Source organism: Leclercia sp. W6, assembly GCF_003336345.1.
Lineage (GTDB): Bacteria > Pseudomonadota > Gammaproteobacteria > Enterobacterales > Enterobacteriaceae > Enterobacter.
Window position 1 is genome coordinate 489,806 of the sequence record NZ_CP031104.1, and the last position, 24,218, is coordinate 514,023.

The window sequence follows — 24,218 nt, forward strand, 5'->3', positions numbered from 1 at the left end:
CGTCACCCGGCGCAATAAGCGATTAACGGTGGTAGAAGATATCGCCGTTATACGCTTTGTAGATCTTACCGTCAGTATCGCCTACCAGCACGTAATTCTCGCCCATGTAAGTCCAGTGGGTTCCCGCATCCGGTTCAGGCAGGTTACGCAGCTTATACTGCTTGATGGTGTACTCAGGTGTCAGGTACTGCGCCGGGGCGAAATCACCAATCTTGTATTTCGTAAAATCGGCTACAAATTCCTGTTCCTCATAGGCCTGGATGCCAGAGGGGGCCGCTGTGGCTTGTGGCGCAGCAAATGCCGTGCTCGCCAGTGACATCAATACGCCCAGAAGTAGAATTTTACCTTTAGTCATTTTATCTCCAGATTTACCGTGGCCATTACTCTTGTTCTGCCGTTTCGTGGCTGAGCAACAGATAGTCTATTTTATGTTTTGCCGGTTGGCTAAGTGCGTTAAAAATGTAACAAATCAACACATCCTTAAGTTGCTCTGGCCAGACTTAAATATTTATATAGTGAATTCATTTCCTAATTTAAATTTATATTATTTATTTTTGTATTTATAAATTCCGAAAATGACGCGTTCGGACATAATAGCCGTTAATGTACTATGTTAATTTTTTTGTGAAGTGTTTATGATGCTTTTTAATTAATTTGTGTTGTTTTGGTTTTCCTCTTTTCAAAGATATCACCAGACAATCTCCAGTACAGCTAGTGTTTTTTTATTAGGTTGTTTCCTTGTAACTCTTTGATCGCAAGTAAAATTTTAAGTTAAGTGATGTGGCAAATTTAATGGGAGCTACAGGGAAATTGATGGGCATTTAACGGAATATATTAGAGTATCTCTTATTAATGACAACACCACTCCGCTCCAGTGTAAGTATTTTTTGCGCATTATTATTAACAGGCTGCACCATTACGCCCGGTCAACATATAAACACTTCTGGGAAAAATAATATTGCAGTTAGCGACAATCCATATGATTTAAATAAGAAAATGGATGTCTGGCCATTAACGCCTTCAGTGATTGAACAGCTTCGAACAAGCCAGGTGAAATCTCAGGCAAATCCGAGTCTGGATGAACAATTAAAGCGCTGGGAGTACCGTATAGGCCCCGGAGATGTGTTGATGATCACCGTCTGGGATCACCCCGAGCTCACTACCCCTGCCGGGCAATACCGTAGCGCAAGCGACACCGGAAACTGGGTCGGCGCAGACGGAACGCTCTTTTATCCCTACGTCGGCAAGCTGCACGTTGCCGGAAAAACGCTCGCCCAGGTGCGCGAAGAGATCACCGCCCGACTGGACAGGGTGATTGAAAGCCCGCAGGTCGATGTCAGTATCGCGGCGTTTCGTTCGCAAAAAGCCTATGTCACTGGCGAAGTGGTGAAATCAGGGCAGCAGCCAATTACCAATATCCCTCTGACCATTATGGATGCGATCAACGCGGCGGGTGGCCTCTCGACGGATGCAGACTGGCGAAATGTCGTGTTGACGCATAAGGGTAAGGATACCCGGATTTCTCTCTATGCCCTGATGCAGCACGGGGACCTGACGCAAAACAGGTTGCTGTGGCCGGGCGATATTCTGTTCGTACCACGCAATGATGCCCTGAAAGTTTTTGTCATGGGTGAAGTGGTGAAACAGAGCACCCTCAAGATGGATCGCAGCGGCATGACGCTGGCAGAAGCCCTGGCGAACGCGGGTGGCCTGAACCAGAGCATGGCCGACGCCACCGGCATCTTCGTCATACGCTCCAACGGCAAGAACAGCCAGGACGGCAAAATCGCGCGTATCTATCAACTCAATGCCCGCGACGCGTCTGCGATGGTGCTCGGCACTGAATTTCAACTTCAGCCCTACGATATCGTCTATGTCACCACCGCGCCTGTTTCACGCTGGAACAGAGTATTGACGCAGCTGGTGCCGACGATCAGCGGTGTGCATGATCTGACCGAAACTGTGCGCTTTATTAAATCGTGGCCTGAATAATGATCCGATCCATTCTGGTGATTTGTACGGGAAATGTTTGCCGTTCCCCGATTGGAGAGCGTCTGTTACAGCAACAGTTACCCTCGTTAACCATCGCATCAGCAGGTATTCGCGGTCTTGCCGGGTACCCGGCGGATCGTTATGCGCAAAAAGTCGCTGCCATGCATGGCCTGTCCCTGGCGGATCATGTGGCCCGCCCGCTGACGGCAGCGATGATGCGTGAATACGATCTGCTCCTGGCCATGGAGTCACAGCAAATAAACCGGATCTCGCTTATCGCGCCGGAGGCGCGTGGCAAAGCCTTGCTGTTTGGGCAATGGCTGAGGGAACAAGAGATCCCCGATCCGTACGGCAAAAGCATGGAAGCTTTTGAATATGTTTTTCGCCTGCTTGGCGAAGCAAGCCAGGAATGGGCCAACCGACTTACCGTTAAGGGATTACGTACATGCCGTCGAACATTGTAAATACCCAGGGTCATGCTGACAGTCATCATGAGCTTGATCTGGCGCGTCTTCTGGGAGAGTTAATCGATCATCGCGTTGCTATTCTCGGCATTACGCTAATTTTTGTGCTTCTGGGAACGTTTTATGCACTCTTTGCATCACCGGTCTATCTCGCCGATGCGATGGTGCAAATAGAAGATAAGCAGCAGAACAGCATTCTTAAAACCCTGGATCAGCTGACACCGACGCTTTCATCAGATTCCAGCGCCGAAATTCAGATACTGAAATCGCGAATGATCCTGGGTAAAACGGTGGAGGCGCTGCGCTTACGCGATGAAATAACCCAGGTTCGCCTGCCGCTGATAGGCAAAGCATGGGCGAAGCTTACCGGTCAGCCCGCCGCTACGCTGATTCTGGATAATTTGACGATCCCTGAAATTCCAGGCAAGCCGATGATACTGACCCTGACCGCTGAAGATAACGGACGTTTTCTGCTGGAAGGAGAGGGCATCAGCGCGCGCGGCACGGTAGGTATCCCCGTGCAACATGCCGGGGTGAGCATTACCGTTCGCGAATTGTCGGCACCGCCCGGCACACAATTCAAGGTTCGGCAACGTGGGCAACTGGAGGTGATCAATGCCCTGAGCCGTCAGTTTAGCGTGACCGAGCAGGGTAAAGAGAGCGGGATCCTGATGCTGAGTCTGACTGGCCACGATCCTGTGCAGATCAAAAGCACGCTCAATCATATTATGCACAACTATCTGCAGCAGAATATTGCCCGCCAGGCCGCCCAGGATTCGCAGAGCCTCGACTTTCTGCAACGCCAGCTACCGCTGGTGCAGCAAGAGCTGGAGCAGGCCGAGGAGCGTCTCAATGCCTATCGTAAACAGCGTGACTCGGTGGATTTAACCCTGGAAGCCAAGTCAGTGCTGGAACAGATTGTTAACGTTGACAATCAGCTCAACGAGCTCACTTTCCGCGAGGCGGAGGTCTCTCAGCACTTTAAAAAGGACCATCCAACCTATCGGGCGCTGCGTGAAAAGCGGCAGACTTTAGAAAGCGAACGTGAACGACTGAACAAGCGTGTGGAGACGATGCCGTCTACGCAGCAGCAGGTTTTGCGCCTGAGCCGCGACGTGGATACCAATCGGGCGGTTTATCTTCAGCTTCTGACGCGTCAGCAGGAGCTCAATATCTCCCGTTCCAGCACGATTGGCAATGCGCGCATTATCGACTCGGCAGCCACGCACCCTGAGCCTATCAAGCCGCGCAAGGCGACAATTGTGGCGTTCATGACCCTGTTCGGATTCTTCCTCTCGTCAGGGTGCGTACTGGCGAAAGCGGCGCTACGACGCGGCATAAACGCTCCGGAACAGCTTGAAAAAGAGGGCATTAACGTTTATGCCACCTTGCCCCATTCGGTCTGGCTGCATAATAAAACCCGGGCGGGCGGCCGCTATTTCTTCAACTACTCCAGGCGGCATAAAATTAAAGATGTGCCATTCTTACCCGTCGACAGGCCGCTGGATAATTTTGTCGAAGCAGTGCGCGGGTTACGCACCAGCCTGCACTTCGCGATGATGGATGCCGCAAATAACATTCTCATGTTCAGCGGCCCGACTCAGGACTGCGGTAAAACACTGGTCAGTACCTCACTGGCGGCGCTGGTGACGCAGGTCGATAAACGGGTGCTGTTTATCGATGCTGATATGCGTAAAGGCTATGTGCATAACATCTTTGGGCTGCGCAATGACGCCGGTTTATCGGATGTGCTGTCAGGCAAAGTGACCTTCCAGGCGGCGATTCAGAATTACACCAGCGGACAGTTTGATGTTGTGACCTGCGGGCAGTATCCGCCTAATCCCGCTGAGCTTCTATCGCACGATCGTCTTCGTGAATTTATGGCCTGGGCCAGCGAACGGTACGACATAGTGATTGTCGACGCGCCGCCGGTTCTGGCGGTCACCGATGCTGCGTTGGTAGGTCAGATCGCCGCCTCTACCCTGCTGGTGGCCCGGTTTAACGTGACCAGCGTTCGCGAGATGGAGGTCAGCCAGCATCGTTTACAGCAGATGGGGGTCAACATCAAAGGGGCGATTCTGAACGACGTCGTGAAATCGGCAGCCAGCTATTATGCTTCCGGTTATGATGCTTATGGCTATTCTGCCGGGCAGCACGGAAACGAGAAGAGTAAAGCGAGATAACGAAAGGGAGAGACCCGGCAGCGAGCGCTGCCGGGGGACAACTTACTTAGCCAGCAGCTCGTTCGCCGTGCGTTCCACCAGTGACAGCAGGACTTTAACATCCTCCAGGGTCACAATTGGGTTCAGCAGGGTCAGCTTCAGGCAGGTGACACCGTTATGCTCGGTAACACCCACGTTAGCGCGGCCTGATTCCAGCAGAGCATCGCCAATCTTCTGGTTGAGCAGCGCGATGGCCGCGTCATCCAGCTGATGCTCCGGACGGAAACGGAACAGAACGCTCGCCAGCTGCGGCGGCATGACCAGTTCCAGTCGCGGCTGCTCAGTGACATACGCCGCAACCTGTTGGGCCATGGTGACACCGTGATCGATGATCTCAGCGTATTTCTTCTCGCCCAACGCTTCCAGACTCATCCACAGCTTCAGCGCGTCAAAACGACGGGTGGTCTGCAGGGATTTGGACACCAGGTTTGGTACGCCAGCCTCTTCGTCGAACTCAGAGTTCAGGTACGCCGCCTGATAGCGCATCAGCTCATAGTGACGCGCCTCTTTCAGCAGGAACGCGCCGCAGCTGATGGTCTGGAAGAACTGCTTGTGGAAGTCCAGAGTCACGGAATCCACCAGCTCGATGCCGTCAAGGTAATCGCGATACTTCTCGGACATCAGCAGCGCGCCGCCCCATGCCGCATCGACGTGAACCCAGATATTCTGTTTCGCCGCCAGCTCTGCAATGGCACGCAGCGGATCGATAGCGCCCGCATCGGTGGTGCCTGCGGTGGCAACGATCGCCAGAATTTGTTCGCCGTTGGCATTGCACTGCTCAATTTTCGCGGCCAGATCGGTCAGATCCATGCGCGAACATTCGTCAGTTTTAACCTGGATAACGGACTGGTAGCCGAGGCCCATCAGCGCCATGTTCTTCTGCACGGAGAAGTGCGCGCTCTCGGAGCACAGCACCCGGATCTTACGCAGATCGCCTACCAGACCATCCTGCTGGACGGAGTGGCCCTGACGCGCAAAGAAGGCATCGCGCGCCAGCATCAGACCCATCATGTTGCTCTGGGTGCCGCCGCTGGTGAAGACCCCAGCGTCGCCCGCCTGATAACCCAGGCGGGTACGCAGCCACTCGATCAGTTTTATCTCGATAATGGTCGCGGACGGGCTCTGATCCCAGGAGTCCATGCTCTGGTTAGTGGCGTTGATCATCACTTCCGCCGCCTGGCTTACCACCAGGCTCGGGCAGTGGAGATGCGCCACACACTGCGGATGATGCACCGCCAGGCTGTCTTTCAGGAAATATTCAACGGCACGCTCAATAGCGGTTTCGTTGCCCAGCCCTTCCGGACTGAATTCCAGGTTGATACGTTCGCGCAGCTCGGCGACCGTTTTACCCTGGTACATTTCCGGCTGTTTCAGCCACTGCATGACCGCCTGGGTGCTCTGCTCGATCGCCTGCTGGTAGGCTTCGATGCTTTGCGCCGAGGACGACAAAATCGGGTTTAAATCTGACATTGTATCCATTGTCTCCGGTTAGACTGGGCGAACGCCCGCAGCAAGCAGCGCCTGCTCAAATTTGTCCAGGAACACGTTCAGCTCCTGATCGCTGATCAGCAGGGAAGGCAGCAGACGCACAACGTTACCGTTACGGCCGCCACGCTCCAGAATCAGACCCGCTTCGAAGCACTTCTTCTGGATCAGCGCAGAGAGCTCGCCGTCGCCCGGGAAGCAGCCCATATGGTCGGCAGCTTCGTGCGGTTTGACGATCTCAATACCGATCATCATGCCCAGACCGCGCACGTGACCGATAACCGGATAGCGTTTCTGCAGCTCAACCAGCTTCGCTTTCAGCCACTCGCCCTGGGCGGCAACTTTATCGGCGATGTTCTGCTCTTTGAGGATCTGCAGGGTGGTGAGGCCGGTAGCCATCGCCAGCTGGTTGCCACGGAAAGTACCGGTATGGTGACCCGGAGACCAGGCATCGAACTGCTTTTTGATACCCAGAACGGCCAGCGGCAGACCGCCGCCTACAGCTTTCGACATCACCACGATGTCTGGCTGAATACCTGCGTGTTCGAAGGCGAAAAATTTACCGGTACGGGCAAAACCAGCCTGAACTTCGTCGAGGATCAGCAGAATGCCGTGCTCTTCGGTCACTTTACGGATGCGCTGCAGCCATTCAACCGGCGCCGGGTTCACACCGCCTTCGCCCTGGACAGCTTCCAGGATCACGGCAGCAGGTTTACGCACGCCGCTTTCCACGTCGTTGATCAGGTTTTCGAAGTAGTAAGCCAGCGCTTTCACGCCCGCTTCACCACCGATACCCAGCGGGCAGCGGTACTGGTGTGGGTAAGGCATGAACTGAACTTCAGGCATCATGCCGTCAACCGCTTCTTTCGGAGAGAGGTTGCCGGTCACGGACAGTGCGCCGTGGGTCATGCCGTGATAAGCACCGGAGAAGCTGATAATGCCGCTACGGCCAGTCACTTTTTTCGCCAGCTTCAGCGCGGCTTCAACGGCGTCTGCACCGGATGGGCCGGTAAACTGCAGGCAGTACTCTTTACCCTGACCTGGCAGCAAGGAGAGCAGGTATTCTGAGAACGCATCTTTTAACGGCGTCGTCAGATCCAGGGTATGTAACGGCAAGCCGCTGGTAATGACACTTTGAATGCTTTTCAGCACATCAGGATGGTTATGACCCAGCGCCAGCGTTCCCGCACCGGCCAGGCAATCAAGATACTCTTTATTATCCGCATCGGTGATCCACACCCCTTCCGCCTTGGTAATAGCTAAAGGCAGTTTGCGCGGATAACTCCTGACATTGGATTCCATTTCGGCCTGACGGGCCAGATAGGTTTCGTTGGTTTTGAAAGAAGAAGCATTCAAAGTATCAATACGGACTTTATCCGTCATCATATCACTCCTACAACCGCAGCTCAGCACGTGGCTCCGATTGAATAATTAATGAAAAAAATGAGAAGGGCCTCAAAAAACGCGGCCAATATAGAGCCTTTTTGCCCGGGGCTCAATGGTTAATTGTTTATCGTTTTGTAACGCGCGTTGAATCAACGCGCGTAAGGCGTAACCCCGCATGGTAGCTGAGGTTTTGTGGGGGGCGCTTCGTGTAAAAAAGAGGGGCGTTTTAGAATACTTTTGGGCTACTTTTGAACGACGTTCAGAATGCCGTTGTCGCGGCCATGGGTTTTGTTCCACGAGGCATCGGTCACGCCGTCCGCATTCAGCGAGATCGACAGGACATAGCCTGCGCCTCTGACTTCGTAGAAGTTAGCATTGAAGCGTTTCACCGTGGCTTTTTTGCCGTTGATGGTCGCCTGGGTAAAGCCGTTATTGATGCTGGCTTTGATGCCATTGGCGCTAAATGACGCTTCACGCAGCGGGTCGGCAACGTGTGCCGCCTGACTGTGTTGTACAGCTTCGTGCGCATTCTCGAGGGCCTGTTTTTCCGCCGCGGCATTGAGGGCGGCCTGACGGTTCTGATCGGCAACGTAGCAGGCGTCGCGGCTTACGCCTTTGGCCTGACACTGCGCTAAGCGCTGCTCTTCTGAGACGCAGCCCGCAAGAAGCGTAGCCACCATCCCGACTAACAGAATCTTTTTCATACATTAACCTTAAATAAGTTGAGGAACCGATATTCCTCGGGGTTGATAAGCTCATTATTGTTGGTCTGGCCATTCTATGCGTGCGTCTATAGTAGAAACGCAGCGATGGCTCGCGGTGACTATCGCGGAAGAGGTGCGTTATCAGGTTGATGAAGATCACATTTAGCACGAATAGCTAAAAACTTGAGAGTTATCCTGGCTGACGGTTATCAGGAGGTCGGAAAATGGTTTTGCAGATGTAAGCCGGGTGGTGACGCGAATGTAATAAAGGGGGCCAGAAGGGATCTTGCTATTGCCAGACGCATCCTCTACGCTGCCTCCATTACAGTATGTAATTTGACTCGGGGTGCCCTTCTTTGTGAAGGCTGAGAAATACCCGTACCACCTGATCTGGAATATACCCGCGCCAGTAATCCCGGCATCCCGCGTTGCTGTGTACCCAAAAAAGTCCCCAGTTTTTCTTTGCACTCGACAAAGATCCACATCATTAGCCTTTACATATAGCATTGGCAGAGAATGTTAAACATCATTGTTTGCCAGCATTCTCTTAAGCTGCTATGTAAAGGCCGAAGGACTTATCAGGCCTGCGTATTCTTTCACGGCAGTAACCGTTAGTCGTTCCGCTCTCTTAATTCTTCTATCAAGGGGGTCAGCCAGTCTGAGACGCTTTGGGTATAATGGTTCCAATCAGGATGTTTTGATGCAAGATCGATGATCTTAGCTAACCCAGATGCTCGTTCTAAGCCCAACCTGTTGATGATGTTGGTTATATATCTATGTGCATCCAGTTCATAGCGGATATTATTAGCAACTTCAATAATTTCTAATGCATCGTTTTCCAAACCCTCAGTTGAAATCGTTGTTATTAATTGATGGAGAAAAGCTTCAGGCTTAGTATTATTGGGCAGATTAAATTGTATAACTTTTCCTTGAGCTTGTATCTTTAACTGGGCAGTTCTTTCTTCTGTTCCTGTTAACACTCTATCTACAGCTGTGGATTTCAGTTCGTCTGTGTTATATTCATCGCCATCTAATACGTATATTTTTCTTGAAACATCCTCATTTCTGATAAGAGAACTTGACAGTAATGTAAAGGCGTTAGTAGCTGCTCCAAACATGAATATTTTTACATATCTACTAGCCTGAAGCGAAGAACATATTTTTCTAGCAATTGTGCTTGCTACGTCATCTTCAACATAAATTTCTAATGGAGTAACTTGCTCACCTGTTAATCTATTTATAGCATCTGGTTTGGTTTCTTCAAAACAGTAAGAACGAGCATCTAGAGATACAATATGACGTATATTAACTCTATCCGCCATGCTTATTATTAACTCGCGATGCGTAGTGAATATAATCTGTTTGTTTTTGTCTTTTGCATGTTCAGATAAGACAAAAATTAATTTTTTTAACGCTTCGTCATGTAGCAAGAGATCAAGTTCATCAAGCAATATGAGAGCATTTTTATCCGCTTTGAAAACCGTTTCTAGGATAAGGAAAATTTTTTGTTCGCCTGCACTCATGCTAAGAGATGAATATGCCAAGCCCTCAATTTCTACGCCAATAAATTTTGAGCCGTTCGGTTTTTCATGATGGTTAAAACTAGTGTATCGTTTGTTTAGTATGTAAGAGGCTTTAGCAAGCATTGCAGTAATCTCATTACTGCTTACATTATTTGTTTCATACTTAACATTGTTGTTTTTCTCCGACTCAATCATCGGAACACATTTATCAATACCTAAATAGTAAACTTCTCGCATAGGGCGCCTGGCATATATTTGAACCCAACGAGAGCCTCTATTATTCGATTTTCCGTAATTTTTGGTCTCATTTTCAATTAGTTCGGCACCGCGACGATATGATATATTGATATTGAAGTTGCTTCCGTTCCATTCAGCCTGTGGGCTTCGAGGGAAAAAATCGCCTAATTTATTATCTTCACCAGGAAAACCTTCTTCCGGCATATATATACTTGCTAAAGCATGAAGGATCGTTGATTTGCCACTACCGTTCGGGCCAAGAATGGCGGTTAAAGGGTGCGGGCTAAAAAAAATTTCATTCAATTCATTAATACATTTTAATTTCTGGATTTTAATTGAATTGAGTTTTTGATTGGTAATGCTCTTGCGAATTGGAGGCATTGCACTCTTCCTTGCATGATTAAATAACGAGCACTTATGATTATGTGACTCACTTCGGCCATGATATCAGATTCACATTTCCCGTAAAATATCTCAATTATGTACGAGGACTCTTTTGATTTATCCTATTGAAGGAAACCCGCATGAAGCGGGCTTATTCTCGTCTTGAATGTGCCGATTAAAGCACGACGCGGACACGTTGCAAGGGTTGTTCACACGTCGTACTAGTTCGGGCATCTGGCTGTTCTCCCATCGCCGTTCTTTCTCACCACGGCTCAAACGGCGGTGCTTCTTCGGCGCTGACTTCTTTCTCACTAATAAACCCACTTATTGAAGTAAGTCAGTGCGGCCTCAAAATCTGCGAAATATACGCAGTCGATTTCACCTTCAAACTTTGCAATACGTACCTGGTAGCCTTTTTCGTCGCTACATTTACCCATCATTAGCCATTCGAAATGGGTTTCCGTCATAGGTCGCCCGGCGTCCCGCTGGCCTTCTCGTTCCTGGTTAGACGTATTGACCCGGACGGGACGGGCTGCGATCGGCGTAATGTCGTCGTTATGTAGCATTGTGCCGCTGTCATACAGGTCGTTTAAATTCACGTTGTTTTTCATCGAATATCAGCCTACGGTTTGCGGCGACTTATTCTGTCGCGGTGGTTGTCGTTACATATTCGCGCGGATAAAAGGTTATAGATGCTCGCGGATCAGACGGCGCAGGACGTCACCTTTACTTATGTTTTCCTCCGCGCTCGTAGCTGCTTCGATCTTCGCATTCTCTTCAGCCGTCAGGCGTAAAGTCATAGTGTGATCGCGGGTTACTGCTTTTCGCTTGCCCGGTGGAATAGGGGCGGGCGTGGTGTTGGTTGCGCGTGGCATCGGTGTCTCCTTAAATTGTTGTCATTCATAGTGTATTACATTGTAATCGGTGAGGCTATAAAAGCCGCCGAAGCGGGTTACATTTGCGGGCTGAATATGCCGTCAGTCGTAACGCCTGCATGTCTCCGCGCCGGTGCTGTCCGTGTGGCACCTCTCCACCACGCGCCCGCGCACCTCGCAGACCTTATCGCCGGTGCTGGCAATAATCCGGCAGCGCTCCACCGTGTCGGCGTGCGCTGCGCTGGCCATCAGTGCCAGCAGTATCAGAACGGCGCGGATCATTTTGCAGCCGCCAGTTGTGCCGCGTACTGATCCAGGACATAACGGGCACCGGCTTTGAACGCGGCTTCCTGAAACTCATTAGGCGAGTAGTGCCGGATCTCCTTCGCTGTGTAGTTCTTCGCCGCCCATTTCGCGCCCGCCTCGCACGCGCCTTTCATAGTGCCGACGTTATACTCGTCAAGAGCGAGGCCGCGCGCCCGCAGAACAGACCGCCCGATAATATCGCAGTCGACGTTAATCGTTGCCGTCTGGCCTGCGGCCTGCGCGGGTTTTGTTGCGGGTGCAGGTGCTGGCTCTGGTTCAGCCGGTGCCGGTGCGCTGGCGTAAATCTTCCCCGCGTCCAGGAATACGTCGCACATGGTGACGGACGGATCCACGCCGACCAGTGTAACGACGTCGCCTTTGTGCATCTTCGTGGCGTCGGACTTGTCAGCCAGACTAACCACCACGTCACAACCGCCGAACGTGCCCGGGGTGCCGGTTAAGCGCACCTGGCCTTTACCGAACGTTTCGCCGAAGCTCTCGATCGTTCCGGTTACTGCGATGCGCTTACCTTCTAAGCTGGCCTGCGTGCCGGGTTCGTTCTGCTCCATATCGGCGGCAAGCCGTACGGCGGTTACTTCCACGACCGGATCGCGGTCTGCTTTCCATTCCTGGTAAAAGTCTTTGCCGTACCAGCAGATCACGGCGAAAAGACAAAAGCCGCTGAAGCCCGAAAAAATGTGATTGTTGCTGCTCATCGTTTTGTCTCCCGATGCTGTTAAGGCATATCGCGCGCGATAAGCGGACATTTGTTCTTAAGGTATTTTTCACCGGCGATCACGAAGCCCGTTTTTTGTGGGTTCTGCTGGATATAGGCGCGGTCTTTCTCCTTCAGCCCTGCCAGCATTTCGTCGCAGGTGTGGCCCTGGGCCAGTTCCGCCGCGATGTTCTGATCAGCCTTCGCCGCCGCGTCGTTAGCGGCTACCGTGGCCATCACGCGGCGGTCGTCAGCGCTAACGCCTTTCAGTTCTGGCACGTTAGCAGTAGCGGCGAACATTTGTTCCTGCATAGCGATGACCGCCGCCATTGCGTTAGTTTCCAGTTTGGCGAAGTCTTCAGCCTGGGCGGTGAAGCTGGCGACAAGCGCCAGCGCAACGATTAATTTTTTCATCAGAAGCCCGTCCCGTTGATAGCGTTGATTAACTGGCGGTTACGCATATCCGCCGCCATCTGATCCTGCATGTGCTGGGCCTGCTGCATTGCTTGCTGTTGCTGCATCTGGGCTTGCTGGTCATACACGGCTTGTTGTTGCTGCATCTGCTGACCTGCGGCCCCTACAGCGGCCCACGCTGCCGCGTTCTGGTTAGCGACCGCCTGCTGGCGCTGTTCACTCGCGACAATGTTACGTTCTTCCATATCGGCAATGGTTTTACACGCTTCTGGCGTTACATTGCCGGTCTGTCCTGCGGCTTGCAACTGGTTGAGGCGGTCAAGTGCCGCGAGGAAACGCGCGGAGTCATTAACGTGGCGCGTCTGCGCGATGTCGAGGCACAATTCACGCGGCGTCAGCGTGGACAGGTCGCGACCTGCGGTCGGCGACTGGTAGGCCGGGGCACTGGCGCAGCCGGTCAGGGTGGCGGCGATCAGAGTGGTGATGATCAGTTTTTTCATGGTGGTGTCTCTTAAGTGGTTGTCGTTTATGTAGGACGCAAGTTTTTTATTCTGTCTCTGAATATCCCGCGCCTTATTTGGCGCGGATTGATTCGATCCCTTTCGCCGTGTCTGCCTTCGTGTCGGCGTCGATGCGGCTTGCGTACACCGGGCCGCTGTGACGGTCCACGGCGGGCGTGCGGTAGTTAATGATCTGGTCGTGCCAGTAGGTGACGACCTCGCCACCCTCCAGGGTGATGCGGGTCGTGCTGGTCTGCCAGGTGACGGACCGGATCGCCGTCCAGCGTTTACGGTGGCGGATCTCCTGGCCTGCGTTCAGGCGGGCGGCTGGTGCTTTCATTTGCTGGCCTGCTCGCGTAAGAGTTCAGCAATCTGCGTCTTGATAGTCTCCCAGACGTCGCGGCCTTCGTCGGTCAGCGTGTCGCCGTTAATCAACGTCGGCAGAACGCTGCAAATAATGTCCGCGCGGCTGTGCTGTGGGATCGCGGCGACAAGGCGTTTAATAAACACCGCTTCGACCAGTTCTTCGATCTCCCCGGGCGTGTTGTGGGCGACTTCCACGTCACCGAACAGGCTGGCGTTGCCGCATTCGCGATGGATTGCCGTACAGAACGCCGTTACCAGGCGCGGCGCTTCCTCGCACATAGCGATGTCTAACGGGGTGCCGCGCTGCATTGCCGCGATAATTTTTTCATACATGGTTAATTGCCTCGTTTGCTTGTCGTTGGTGGCGGGCTGGTGGCCCGCCGTTCTCATGTAGTCAGAATGCGCAGGCGGCGACGTTGGTGACGGGGCCGCAGCGGTGCGCCAGTTCAGCAGAACAGGCCAGGCGGCTGATCTCGTCCTCGTCGCCGTTCGCGACAGTAGCGATCAGGTCGTCCGCCGTCATTGCGGCGGCGTTGATACGTGCCCGGGCTTTCGCGTTGCGGTCCTTCGCGCTGTTGATGGCCAGCGCTTCGTCGTGTGCTGCGGCGATTGCGGCGTCGATATCTGCTTTCCATGAACGCACTGCGGGGATATTGCCTTCGCTGATTGCGTCGTCCATGTGGTCGATCATTGAATCGAGTTCGTCACGGCTAACAGTTTTCATGTGGTGCCTCGTCTAGCTGGTGGTTGTCGTTTGGTGTGGGATTAATGTATTACAATGTAATACATTACACAAGACCTTTTTAGCTATTGATGCTCCGTACATGTTTTTAACCGGTTGCCGGTGCTACACTCGCCAACGGTTAAACCTCGTACCCTTTCGGGTTTCGTGGTTGTCGTTGGGCTGTCGGGTGGTGCCGTGGCCCAGAGTCCGGCGGGGTGGTGCCTGCCGGACGTAGAAAGGCCCGCCGGATCTCCGGTGGGCCTTTTTATTCCTTTACTGAATGTGCCGCATCGGTTCCTCTGCATCTTCTTCCAGTTGTTGCCACCAGTTCGACACCTTGCCCCACGCGCGGCGCAGTGCTGCGGCGTAGATCTTCGCCTGGCGCTGGTATGTATCCCGGATAGCGTCGGCTTTAAGATTGTGCGACGTCATAAGGTCAACCAGATCCGCGTCTCTGCCCGGCCCGCCGTCGTCCTCACTGGTGCGTACTATTGTTGAGAAGCTACGGCGCAGGTCATGCGGCGTTAACCGGTGGATCTCGCCGTTGTCGTCCGTGCCGGTGGCCTTCAGTTTTGCTAACAGCTTGTTGGGTCTGTTCGCCGTCATGCCGTGCCCGTTCTTCGCAGGCCAGACCAGCGGCCCTTTGCCGTTTTCGTCACGCTCCGCGCGTCGCTTGTACGTCGGCGAACGGCGCAAGATCTCCCGGTGCATGGACATCAGGTAAACCGTGTGCGGCTCGCCCTGCTTCATACGCTCGCCCGGGATCGTCCATGTCTTCAGGTCTTCGATCTCGTCCCAGGTCGCCGCGAGCGTTTCCATTTTGCGGGTGCCGGTCAGCATCAGGAACCGCACGGCGTCGCCTTCAGTATCATCCGGCAGGAGGTCGAACAATGCCCGGAAGCCTGCCTCGTCTGTCGTCACCTGACGTCGCGTGCTGGGTGCTGGCGCGTCTTTCCCCAGGATGTGCGATAACTGGAAGTCTGGCGGCAGGCGCGCACCCTTCAGAGAGTGATTGACCTCCGCATAAATCGACAATTGCTTAAAGAACCAGACGCCACGCGGTAACACGGTGCGCGGGCATCCCGCTTCCTGGGCTGCGCGGATCACGCCGGTAACGACTGCCGCGTCCAGATCTTTGAGTAACCGCCGTTCGCAGTGCGGCGCGAAGTGGTTACGCCAGAATGACCGGTAAAGCTCGTTCGTCGTGGTCTGTTCACGGCTGGCCATCCATTCGTCGAACGCCTGGGAAAGCGTCACGCGTGCCACGCTGGGCCGCTGATCGCCGTGTAACAGGGCGTCGGCTTGGGCGGTCAGCATCGAGGCGTATGCTTCGACGACGCTCACCCGCTCACGGCTTCCCAGGAAAACAGGTTTACCCGTGCGAGGGTGGGGCAGGTAGTAGCGGGCGCGGTCTTCGCCTTTGTATGTGTCGATCCGCAGGTAAAGGCCCGCTGTCGTCAGGCCCGGGATCACAATGGCGAACGACGCGACCTTCTGTTCTGGCGGGCGCTTCGCTTTAAGCACCTGCGCGGGTGTTTTTAAAATTTGCATGGTTGTTAGTCCTGGTGTGGTTGTCGCTTGTTTGGTGTTCAATTATCGTATTACAATGTAATACATTAAACAAGCGCTTCATTCACTCTCTGAATGTCCCTCGCCGCACCAGGCATAGAAAAGCCCGCGTTTTGCGGGCTACGGTTTATTTAATTTGTTCGGCGTTAATGACCGTGTCGCCGCGAACGGTCAGGATCAGACGGTGATTGCCTTTGTCGAACGTCAACGGCTCGCTGCTGTTCCAGCCCGCCGCAGATAATGCACTGAAGGCATCTTCAGTGTTGCCGCCGATAACGTCAGGCAGTGCGCCGCCTGTGTTCTGCGCTTTGGTTTTATGAATGTCACAGGTGCCGTTAGAGTCTGTAACCTGCGTGCATCCACTCTTTTCAAGCTGTGCGCGGTAGCTGGCGCTGATCGCGTGCGCCGGTTCAGGTGTGAATGTGGCGACGGCGAAGAGGGCAGCGGCTGCGCCTATGGTGTAACGGTTAATCATTGGTGGGTGTTCCTGGGTTAAGTGGTTGTCGTTTGTTGTGATGAAGCGCACACTTTTTAAACCGTAACGGAATGTTATTTATTGATGTTGATCATTTATTTTTCAGGTGAATCAATAAAGCCCGCCGGGGGTGGCGGGCTGCGGGTTCAATGTAATGGGGCCGGTGATCCATAGCCGCCGATTATTAGCGCTTCGGGATCAGGGTCGTGTTGAAGTACCGCCGCGCAGCCGGTGCGCACAAGCCCGGCGATCTGGTCTTCAGTGGCACCGGCGCGGAGTAGTTCGGCAGCGGTGGCGGGGCCGATGGCCAGCCTTGCGGTTATCTGATCGAGAGTCATTGGTCATAATCCGTGAAATATCGCGCTTAGGGCGCTGCGCTGGGTCTGTACCGGCTTAGGTGCGTCTTCGGCGTCTGTCACACGACCTGTAGACTTACCGGCGTCTACCTTCACACCGGACCGGGTTTTTGCGCTGTTACCAGCCTGTGCGCCTGCACGCCCGATACCCTCGGGAACTTTGGTCATTGCCGTACTGACAATGTTAATTTCTTTCAGGGTGATATCGAAGACCAGCGCATCGCCGTTGTCCGGCTCCCGGGGAATGCTGACGGACTCGATACCCATATTTTCGTAAACGCGGTAACGCGTTGCGACCGTCACCGGAATGCGCAGGTTTTTAAGCGCTAAAAGCTGGTTATAGGCGTCCTGCGTGCGCTTTCGACCATTGAGAAAGCGATCGGTAAAGTTCGCCACCTGGTCGAACGTACCTTCGACCGGGGTGTTACTGATAAAACAGGTAAATTCGAGGCGGTCCGGGGTCTGTTTGATGTTGTCGCTGATATTAGCGGCACCCTCGACAGGGTAGTCGCTGATCTCGTTATGCCAGTCGTGGACCTCGCGATCAACAGTGTCCACGGTCAGCGCCGACAAGCCGCCGCCCTGGATATTGAAGATTTTGTCGCTGGTATCATGGAAAAGGAACGACAGCGGGTTTTTCTCGCTGCTGCTTGTGATATCAAAGGCCATTATGCTTACTCCAGTACGCGAAGATCTCGCGGTAAATTTCGTGACACTCGGCAGGGTTCCGGCCCGGAATGTATTCAGGGTGGAACCAGTCGATCGAGAAGTTCTGGATCATGCTCTGCTCGTCAGGCCATGCGGCTAACTGGTCGGCGTAATCCGGGAAACGGGCCTTAAGCTCGCCGACCGTCATTTCGGGCAGCGTTACCACTAGGGCCAGCACGCCACCCGCTTTAGTCTGAAGGCGCGCACTCTGCGCGCCGTAAAAGTTGACGTGGAAATCAAGCCACTTAACGCCCTTACGCATCATTCGCCAGCGGCGGATCGTTTCGATTAGCATTATCTGGCCCCGCTGTTTTTGTTCAGCGAGTCGGCGAGCCTGTCGCGCGGCATCTGCGCGCTAACCTGCCGTTTGACCTCTGCGCCGATATCGGCGGCGGTGGCGTTGGTCTGGGCGTTTACGGTGACGTTGTACGTCGGCGAATTGTTGACGGTGGTCGTCGTGTTAGTGACGCCGGGCAGTTGCGGCGGAACGTAGTCACCTTCCCAGCCCTGGCGGGTAGTCGGTGCGCTCTGCGGCGTTACCGGGTTGCCTTTGCCGTTAAGTTCATTGCGGTAATACTGATCGGCATAATCGACCGTTGCGCCGCGACCGTTAGGATCCAGCGTTAAGCCGTTTTTGTCGTAGTATTTTTCCGGTTTCATTGTCCGATCGGCGTAATAACTGGCGGCGTCAAAGTTACCTTGCGACAGCGCTTTAATCGTCATTGCCGTATCGTTGATGGTGTTCGAAAGCTGGTTAAACATGCGGCTAATGCTTTCGATCTCTTTCTTCACAGACCAGTCAGCCAGCGAAAAACTCTTCAGACCGTTGAGCGCATCGTCGGTTTTCTTCACGTTGTCGCCGGTAAGCCCGAACGCGTCCGCCAGGCGCATAATCTGATCGCCCCAGTGCCCCCAGTCAATTGCAGACTGTCCGCCGTTCTGCCAGACCTCAAAATCGTTTTTAAGTAACAGAAAAGCGGCGCCAAGTGCCGTAACAGCGACGGTCGCCGCGCCTGCCGGGTTGGTAAGCATGGAGGCGATCTTGATAGCCGCGAACGCGCCAGCCATCCAAATCGCCGTTGCGCCGCAGTCTTTCATAAGCTGGATCAGGCCGTCAGGACCGCCCAGGGATTCGACGAAGTCGTCCGCGCCTTTCTTCAGCTTGTCCCACGCTTTTAAAATACGGTTCGCGATAGTCGCCAGGAAACCGCCTTGCTTGTTCACGCTCCAGATAGCGGCGCTGACGTCGTTTTTAATGGTGTTCCAGGCGAAGCCGATCGACTTCGGCATTTCCTTTAACTGTTTGCGGTACTTGTCGTTTTTCAGCATGAAGTCCGCAAGCCATTTCGACGTAATCTTCCCTTTACTCGACATTTGCTTGAACTCGCCGATCGTGACGTTCATCGCTTTCGCCATGTCGCGGTAAAGGTTCGGCGCGCCCTCCATAATCGAACGCAGTTCGTCGCCCTGAAGCACGCCGGACCCCAGCGCCTGGCTAAATTGCGTTACCACTGCTCCCGCTTCCGCTGCCGTTGCGCCGTTCAGTTTCAGGGCGGCGGCAAGGTTAGTCGCAATTTTTACGCTGTCGTCTGCGGTCATGCCGAAATCTTTCACCGCAGGGATAACGCGGGCCACGGTGTCGCCCATTTCAGCGAAGCCGATCCCGGTTTCGTTGGCGGCTGCGTGGACTTGCTGCATTGCTGCGGTTGCTTCGGCTGCGCTGCCGGTAACAGCCTGCAATCTGCTGTCCAGGTTCTGCATACTCTCCGCAGTCTGGATCAGGCTGCGCAGGGACCCGGCAGCAAACAAGGTCGCCAGAACGCCGTTAAGCGCTTCGAATCCGCGCTTAACCTTGTCGGTTTTCTTGTCGATGTTGTTAAGTTCGCGATCGGCGTTACCGCCGTCGAAACCGACCTTGATCAATAGTTCTCGAATATTCATAAGCGACCACCGGTTGTTAAGATCTAAATAGCAGAACGCCCCGGTTAACGGGGCGTTGGTACTGCTGCGGTCTGTTCTGCTGCTCGCCGACGCTCCGCGCGGCGCGCCAGGGCAAAACGAATTGTCCGGGCAATCTCGGCACGGCTGCGGCGTGGAATACGATGTCTCATGGTTTACCCCGGCGGTGTGCCTGTGCCTTTGCTTTTGCGTCGCGACGCAGCCGCCAGGCGATCGGCAGGATATGAAACGCGTCCTGTTCCATCTTCGATCTGAAAAATAAACAGCCGACTGGACGGGCGCGACCGTGTGTAATGTTGATCATTGTTATTCGTCCTCAGAATATCCCGCGCCGCTGGTGGCGCTGGTTTCGCCGTCTGCTGGTCGTAAACGCTGGGCCATCTGCTGCGCCAGCGCATCGAGGAACAGACCAGGGACCGGCACGGCTTGCGCCTGGGCGTAAGTCTCCGGCAGGGTGTCGGCGATCAGCTGATCGAACGCGCCGTCGATGTCGCCGTCTTCCGGGTGACGTTCTGCCGCTGCCAGAATTGCGGCTTTTGCCGCGATAGCCCGGCTCACGACTCACGCCCCGTAAAGATCCGGCGGTGTTCGCTGATCACTTTGCTGTCGCTGTAGTTGTTGGCCTGAAGCACGCCACGACCACGCAACGCCATGCGCAGGCGTTCAACGTTCGCGCGGCTGGTGTCGTTGTAGTCGAAACGGAAGTTATCAGAACTGTCCGCGCGAATGCTGCCTTCCTCGAAGGCGATGATGCCGTCGAGCGCGCTCTCGCTGGTGGTGCCAGCGATGGCCAGCGCGTAGCGGCTGATCTCGGCGGCGTCCATGTGGCTGATCGAATGCGGGCCGCGTTTACGGCGGATAAAGTCTTTTTTCTGTTCAAGTGTGGCCATCGTTAAATAGCTCCTGTTTTGCTGACTAAATAACCGAAGCCGACACGCTTGATCACCACCTTAAAACCCAGGGCGGCGCAGGCGTAGCGGACACGGTCGCGCGTGTTACGGTCGGCTTTGCCGATGTTTACTTCCACGCCGCTTTTAACTTCTGCGGCGATCTCTTTGGTGTTCGGTTTGTCCATTGTTTCGCCCGTGGTTGGTTGATTTGGTTCGCCTGCCGCCGTGCCGACGGCTAAGAGGATCACGGGGCAGGCTTACCGGGCGACCTATGATCAGCGGTCGAGTGTTATTTTCCGATGGCCAGACGGATTCGCGAAATTTGCATCGAAAGATCGTATATAGGGGTTTTAACGTACGCGCATGTGACGCGCTCAGGGCGTTTTTACTGTGGAGTGAGTTGGAATATGTAGGAAAACGCGACAGCGAGGCGCTGACGCGCGATTTAGGCTATATACGGGGCATGTTGTAGGCGGTGGGTTGGAATACTCCGGCAGGGAAGCGCGTAGCCTCTCCGCTGGCTATGAATTTTTCGTCGCGACACTGGCGGCACCCGCTGCCCGCTGCATGGTGTTGCGGCTCCTGCTCAAAATCGCCATGAACCGGACAGCCGATCACGATCTTCGTGTGGGCGTTGACGTACAATGCCCGGCTGTAGTCGTAGTGTTCGCCGTGAACCTCGCGGACTTTCGCGAAAAACTTACGCGCCCGGGCGTTGTGGGTGGTGTTACGCAGGCTGTCACCCTTCGCGTCGTTTCCGCACTTAGGGCACCCGCTGCCCCTCTGGTGCTGGCGGGGGCGCTGGGTAAAATCGCCGTGAATGCGGCACCCGATAACGACCGGCACTTCTGCGCCGCGATAGTCCACGCGGCTGTAATCGTAAACGTTGCCGTGTACCGCCTCGAATTTTGCCAGAACGAAGCGCCGGTCGTGTAGCTGGCTGCGCCTGTATTCAATGGCGATGCTGTCGAGGACGTGGCGGGCGGTTGCTTCGTCGACACCTGCACCGGCGGCAAGGATCCGCAGGGTGTCGGGCGTCAGCGGTTTATGTCCCTGCCGCTTACGCAGTTCGACCAGAAGGCCGCAGGGGGTCCGCCGTACGCTCACGCGCTGCGCCAGCAGGTCACGCGCCGCGTTGAACTGCTCAAGCTGCTGACGGGCTTCCTGTGCGGTTTTACGCGCTGCCTGCGCCTGCTGGTGGGCGTGTTCCTCCGCAAGCTTGGGCATCTTCCTGCGGGCGGGGGCCGGTTTCGGTGCCTTGTCGACCAGCGGCACCGAGACGCGGGCGTCGTCCTCCCGGCCTTTGATTTTTTCACGCCTGCCGGTGGGCGGGTTGCGCTCAATCTTCCGCCAGAACGCTTCATAGCTGGCCTTCTGTTCTGCCGGTGTCGGCTCGACGTAGTCCGCCGGGGTTTCATCCATCGGGGCCAGGTGCTGGCGGACCTGTCGCCGTAGCTGCTCGATCGTCGTCATGATTTCCGCCGGTATTTATTCAATTCCAGAATATGCCGCGCCGTGGTCGGCGACGTGTTGACGTGTGACCATTTCGCCGAAGCTCCACGACGGCGGGTTGAACTCCCGGGCGTCTTCTGCCTGGTGCCGTTCGAAGTCCGCGCGCATGTCCGCCGGGTAGCCTGCGATCATCGCCTCCCAAGGCAGGAAGAACGACTCCCAGTCCTGGCCCAGGTGTTCAGGCGGATCGCCGACCTGCGCTTTAAACGCCTTCACAGCCTCCGTAAAGCGTTCGTGAGTGAACCAGGTAGGTTTACCCGCCGACAACGTCCGGGCTTCGTTGCTGGCCTGTACGCGCTTGCGCAGCGCCTTAATTCTGCTGGGTGACATCATTTTTCTAACTCCCGTTCAAGTGCGCGAAGCTCCAGCGCCGCAGCGCGGGCCGTCTGTAACTCTTTCAGCGTGGTGAAGACTGCCGTTAACGCCGTGATGTCGCCGCCGTTGGCCATCTGCTGGGCGATAGCCTCCAGGGACGCCGGTAAACCTTCCGTCGTGGTGTCGATCTTGATGTTGACCGGCTTAACGGTGGCCTTCGAGTAAAGCGTCGGGACCAGAACGCGCAACGCCGTATCTGGTGCCGTACGCCGGACCGTCTCGATCAGCTGTGCGACTAACAGTTCTTTGGTCAGTTCGACCTTGTCTTCGCGGTCTGCCCGGTCGTTAGCAAGCTGTGCCGCCGTTTCGAGCATTTCCCAGACGTCAGCGGAAGGACGGCGACCGCCGGTCTTCTTTCTGCCTGGCTGGAAGCCTTTGTCGTGACCGTTCCCCATAACGCGGGGCGGTTGTTTCGGTGCGCGTGGCATATTCGGATCCTGTGGTGGTGTTACGGTTCAATCCGTTCTAACACGCATTCAGGGATCCCCGGGAATTTGTAACGGTGCTAACAGGCGGGGAAAGGGGTTAAGTGACAACCATAAATTATGACAACCGCTTTACTGATAAGCCGCCTTTGACCTTCGTTTTTTAACGGGGCGACGCATCACCCTGTTAAGAAAACCGCCCTCGCCGGGCTGGGCCAACCTCGCCGACCAGCGAAACGAGTTTCGCAGGCCGTCGACGTTAACGGGGCGACGTTCTGCGGGGTCCCCCTGTTAAGACTAAGAAACCCAGCAACCATGCGGGTTCTAAACGGGGGGACCCGTTACCCTGTTAACGTCCGGTCAACGTGGAACGACAGCCCAGACACCAATAAAAAAACCCCTTTAAGGGGTTTTATTAGGTTGGTGTTATCTTGTTAACGGGGTGACGTAGATCTCTATACGTCACCCTGTTAAAAATCCCTGTTAAGACGCCGGACCGTAAACCGCTCCTTTTTTGCCGGATCTCGGCTCAATTTGCGCTATCAATCCCGACGCGTGCAACGTCTTCAGATAATCGCGCGCGGTGTCCGGTGACGGTGCCAGCTTATTAGTAACCAGATCCGCCGACGTCGTTTTCGGTCGGTCGTTTACGAACTCACGGACGGCGTCGATCGCTGTCCGGCGCTGAACGGTCTTATTCTCATTCCCGCTTATCGCACCCTTGCGAACGTCGAACGGCTCGAATAGTCCAGGGTAGACCGTCTTAGCGTGCGTCTGCGGGCCTGTGTCGAACTTCTGCCATCTGTTCTGGTGCGAGGGTGCCTTGCCTGCGTACGCAGAACGGCGGGCATCACGCAACCAGTCGTCGGCCTCGGCGTTCGCGGCGGCTTCCTCGTCCTCAGTCATGATCCGAACGTTCAGGAACTCCAGACCGTACCAGATCGATTTAGGCATCCCGTTCCCGCGTCGCTTCGTGGCGGCAATGTTCAGGTAATCCGGTTTCGACTTGTCCGGCACCGTCAGGACGAAAGCGGACGTAATACCCGCTTCCAGGGCACCGCCGCCTGCCATAACTTCTTCGTTCGCTTTGGTGGTGTGGTGAAGACTGAAGGCCGCGCCGTTCAGACGGCAGGAAATACGCATCAGGGCGTTGGCAATGACGGTCATGTCGTCGTTGCCGTTCTCCTTCAGCGCCTGCCCGTTGAACGTGGAATTACGCGCCGCCTTGCGCTGGGTGTCCACAATGACCAGGACAGGCGCGTCACCGGTCTTGCGTTTCATCTGGGCGCACCAGATATCGACGGCGGCGTCGTTCCCCAGGTCCGTAAGGTTGTTCTCGATATGGAACCGGTCGCGCCAGCCGTTCGTCTCGCCGTGGATCTCGGCGCACGCCTGTAACATGCCGTCGATGTTGTTGAACTCCAGATCGACGTATATCACGTGGGTGCGCTTCGTCCGCATGAAGCCCAGGACGTCGATGCCGTTTGCCACGCAGTAGCCCAGGTACGCCGCGAACGTGGTTTTGCCGGTGTTCGGCGGGGAGTAAATAACGCCGTAGTCACCGACCTGGATCATACCGTCCACCAGCGGTCGTCCTTTGTCCGGTGCCTGCTGGATCAGCTGTGGCTCTGCCCCGGCATCTTCTTGCCCGG

General features: G+C 54.8%; 29 protein-coding genes and 1 pseudogene. 3 read left to right on the forward strand and 27 right to left on the reverse strand.

Going from position 1 to position 24,218, the window contains the following annotated elements:
* Nucleotides 1-22 precede the first annotated feature (22 nt).
* Nucleotides 23-355, reverse strand: a complete 333-nt coding sequence (locus DVA43_RS02370) for an RcnB family protein (RefSeq protein WP_114314454.1) — start codon at nucleotides 353-355, stop codon at nucleotides 23-25.
* Nucleotides 356-852: 497 nt separating this feature from the next.
* Between DVA43_RS02370 and DVA43_RS02375 the strand changes: the two genes are divergently transcribed.
* Genes DVA43_RS02375 through DVA43_RS02385 form a run of 3 tightly spaced genes read left to right on the forward strand, consistent with a single transcriptional unit; the run spans nucleotide 853 to nucleotide 4,639 of the window.
* Nucleotides 853-1,992, forward strand: a complete 1,140-nt coding sequence (locus tag DVA43_RS02375) for a polysaccharide export protein (RefSeq protein WP_114314455.1) — start codon at nucleotides 853-855, stop codon at nucleotides 1,990-1,992.
* The gene (locus DVA43_RS02380) at nucleotides 1,992-2,456 is read left to right on the forward strand and encodes a protein tyrosine phosphatase (protein ID WP_103825045.1); all 465 of its coding nucleotides are present in this window, start codon (nucleotides 1,992-1,994) and stop codon (nucleotides 2,454-2,456) included. Before DVA43_RS02375 ends, DVA43_RS02380 begins: the two co-directional genes overlap by 1 nt.
* The gene (locus tag DVA43_RS02385; RefSeq protein WP_114314456.1) at nucleotides 2,438-4,639 is read left to right on the forward strand and encodes a polysaccharide biosynthesis tyrosine autokinase; all 2,202 of its coding nucleotides are present in this window, start codon (nucleotides 2,438-2,440) and stop codon (nucleotides 4,637-4,639) included. The genes DVA43_RS02380 and DVA43_RS02385 overlap by 19 nt, the downstream gene beginning before the upstream one ends.
* Nucleotides 4,640-4,681: 42 nt before the next feature.
* Here DVA43_RS02385 and DVA43_RS02390 read toward each other — a convergent pair whose 3' ends face one another.
* From DVA43_RS02390 to DVA43_RS02515, 26 genes and pseudogenes are all read right to left on the reverse strand, one after another.
* A complete protein-coding gene (locus tag DVA43_RS02390) occupies nucleotides 4,682-6,148 on the reverse strand; it encodes an aspartate aminotransferase family protein (protein WP_103825047.1) in 1,467 nt (488 codons plus the stop codon).
* 18 nt (nucleotides 6,149-6,166) lie between these two features.
* Nucleotides 6,167-7,549: a diaminobutyrate--2-oxoglutarate transaminase gene (locus tag DVA43_RS02395; protein ID WP_103825048.1), complete on the reverse strand. Its 1,383-nt coding sequence runs from the start codon at nucleotides 7,547-7,549 to the stop codon at nucleotides 6,167-6,169.
* 242 nt (nucleotides 7,550-7,791) lie between these two features.
* Nucleotides 7,792-8,253 carry a hypothetical protein gene (locus tag DVA43_RS02400; RefSeq protein ID WP_114314457.1) on the reverse strand — a complete coding sequence of 154 codons (462 nt, stop codon included), beginning with the start codon at nucleotides 8,251-8,253 and terminating at the stop codon, nucleotides 7,792-7,794.
* A 611-nt stretch (nucleotides 8,254-8,864) separates the two neighbouring features.
* On the reverse strand, nucleotides 8,865-10,394 hold the full coding sequence (locus DVA43_RS02405; RefSeq protein WP_114314458.1) for an AAA family ATPase: 1,530 nt from the start codon (nucleotides 10,392-10,394) through the stop codon (nucleotides 8,865-8,867).
* A gap of 314 nt (nucleotides 10,395-10,708) precedes the next feature.
* Nucleotides 10,709-11,008: a hypothetical protein gene (locus DVA43_RS02410; RefSeq protein WP_114314459.1), complete on the reverse strand. Its 300-nt coding sequence runs from the start codon at nucleotides 11,006-11,008 to the stop codon at nucleotides 10,709-10,711.
* A 75-nt stretch (nucleotides 11,009-11,083) separates the two neighbouring features.
* Nucleotides 11,084-11,272: a hypothetical protein gene (locus tag DVA43_RS02415; RefSeq protein WP_114314460.1), complete on the reverse strand. Its 189-nt coding sequence runs from the start codon at nucleotides 11,270-11,272 to the stop codon at nucleotides 11,084-11,086.
* Nucleotides 11,273-11,374: 102 nt separating this feature from the next.
* Complete coding sequence (locus tag DVA43_RS02420; protein WP_114314461.1) at nucleotides 11,375-11,554, reverse strand: hypothetical protein; 180 nt, start codon at nucleotides 11,552-11,554, stop codon at nucleotides 11,375-11,377.
* The gene (locus tag DVA43_RS02425; protein WP_168194636.1) at nucleotides 11,551-12,294 is read right to left on the reverse strand and encodes a hypothetical protein; all 744 of its coding nucleotides are present in this window, start codon (nucleotides 12,292-12,294) and stop codon (nucleotides 11,551-11,553) included. Before DVA43_RS02425 ends, DVA43_RS02420 begins: the two co-directional genes overlap by 4 nt.
* Nucleotides 12,295-12,314: 20 nt before the next feature.
* On the reverse strand, nucleotides 12,315-12,707 hold the full coding sequence (locus DVA43_RS02430) for a hypothetical protein (protein WP_114314463.1): 393 nt from the start codon (nucleotides 12,705-12,707) through the stop codon (nucleotides 12,315-12,317).
* Nucleotides 12,707-13,207, reverse strand: coding sequence for a lipoprotein (locus DVA43_RS02435; protein ID WP_114314464.1), 501 nt, complete (start codon nucleotides 13,205-13,207; stop codon nucleotides 12,707-12,709). The genes DVA43_RS02430 and DVA43_RS02435 overlap by 1 nt, the downstream gene beginning before the upstream one ends.
* Nucleotides 13,208-13,280: 73 nt before the next feature.
* Nucleotides 13,281-13,547: a hypothetical protein gene (locus tag DVA43_RS02440; protein WP_114314465.1), complete on the reverse strand. Its 267-nt coding sequence runs from the start codon at nucleotides 13,545-13,547 to the stop codon at nucleotides 13,281-13,283.
* Nucleotides 13,544-13,906, reverse strand: coding sequence for a hypothetical protein (locus DVA43_RS02445; protein ID WP_114314466.1), 363 nt, complete (start codon nucleotides 13,904-13,906; stop codon nucleotides 13,544-13,546). Before DVA43_RS02445 ends, DVA43_RS02440 begins: the two co-directional genes overlap by 4 nt.
* A gap of 61 nt (nucleotides 13,907-13,967) precedes the next feature.
* Nucleotides 13,968-14,297 carry a hypothetical protein gene (locus DVA43_RS02450; RefSeq protein WP_114314467.1) on the reverse strand — a complete coding sequence of 110 codons (330 nt, stop codon included), beginning with the start codon at nucleotides 14,295-14,297 and terminating at the stop codon, nucleotides 13,968-13,970.
* Nucleotides 14,298-14,570: 273 nt separating this feature from the next.
* A complete protein-coding gene (locus DVA43_RS02455) occupies nucleotides 14,571-15,848 on the reverse strand; it encodes a tyrosine-type recombinase/integrase (protein ID WP_114314468.1) in 1,278 nt (425 codons plus the stop codon).
* 304 nt (nucleotides 15,849-16,152) lie between these two features.
* Nucleotides 16,153-16,341 (reverse strand): annotated as a pseudogene (locus DVA43_RS25020) (hypothetical protein); the annotation flags it as partial.
* Between the two features lie 341 nt (nucleotides 16,342-16,682).
* Nucleotides 16,683-17,366, reverse strand: a complete 684-nt coding sequence (locus DVA43_RS02470) for a phage baseplate protein (RefSeq protein ID WP_114314471.1) — start codon at nucleotides 17,364-17,366, stop codon at nucleotides 16,683-16,685.
* A complete protein-coding gene (locus tag DVA43_RS02475) occupies nucleotides 17,356-17,700 on the reverse strand; it encodes a hypothetical protein (RefSeq protein WP_114314472.1) in 345 nt (114 codons plus the stop codon). Before DVA43_RS02475 ends, DVA43_RS02470 begins: the two co-directional genes overlap by 11 nt.
* Complete coding sequence (locus DVA43_RS02480) at nucleotides 17,700-19,346, reverse strand: tape measure protein (protein WP_114314473.1); 1,647 nt, start codon at nucleotides 19,344-19,346, stop codon at nucleotides 17,700-17,702. Before DVA43_RS02480 ends, DVA43_RS02475 begins: the two co-directional genes overlap by 1 nt.
* A 44-nt stretch (nucleotides 19,347-19,390) precedes the next feature.
* Nucleotides 19,391-19,516, reverse strand: coding sequence for a hypothetical protein (locus DVA43_RS25240; RefSeq protein ID WP_256387103.1), 126 nt, complete (start codon nucleotides 19,514-19,516; stop codon nucleotides 19,391-19,393).
* Nucleotides 19,517-19,670: 154 nt separating this feature from the next.
* Entirely contained in the window at nucleotides 19,671-19,922 is a 252-nt protein-coding gene (locus tag DVA43_RS02485) for a hypothetical protein (protein WP_114314474.1), read from the reverse strand.
* Nucleotides 19,919-20,254 carry a hypothetical protein gene (locus DVA43_RS02490; RefSeq protein ID WP_114314475.1) on the reverse strand — a complete coding sequence of 112 codons (336 nt, stop codon included), beginning with the start codon at nucleotides 20,252-20,254 and terminating at the stop codon, nucleotides 19,919-19,921. Before DVA43_RS02490 ends, DVA43_RS02485 begins: the two co-directional genes overlap by 4 nt.
* A 2-nt stretch (nucleotides 20,255-20,256) precedes the next feature.
* A complete protein-coding gene (locus DVA43_RS02495; RefSeq protein ID WP_114314476.1) occupies nucleotides 20,257-20,439 on the reverse strand; it encodes a hypothetical protein in 183 nt (60 codons plus the stop codon).
* A gap of 265 nt (nucleotides 20,440-20,704) precedes the next feature.
* Nucleotides 20,705-21,727, reverse strand: coding sequence for a hypothetical protein (locus DVA43_RS02500; protein WP_114314477.1), 1,023 nt, complete (start codon nucleotides 21,725-21,727; stop codon nucleotides 20,705-20,707).
* 15 nt (nucleotides 21,728-21,742) lie between these two features.
* A complete protein-coding gene (locus DVA43_RS02505) occupies nucleotides 21,743-22,096 on the reverse strand; it encodes a hypothetical protein (RefSeq protein ID WP_114314478.1) in 354 nt (117 codons plus the stop codon).
* Nucleotides 22,096-22,569 (reverse strand): hypothetical protein, encoded by a 474-nt coding sequence (locus tag DVA43_RS02510; protein WP_114314479.1) that lies wholly within the window; start codon nucleotides 22,567-22,569, stop codon nucleotides 22,096-22,098. Before DVA43_RS02510 ends, DVA43_RS02505 begins: the two co-directional genes overlap by 1 nt.
* 480 nt (nucleotides 22,570-23,049) lie before the next feature.
* Nucleotides 23,050-24,141, reverse strand: a complete 1,092-nt coding sequence (locus DVA43_RS02515; protein ID WP_114314480.1) for an AAA family ATPase — start codon at nucleotides 24,139-24,141, stop codon at nucleotides 23,050-23,052.
* Nucleotides 24,142-24,218 lie beyond the last annotated feature (77 nt).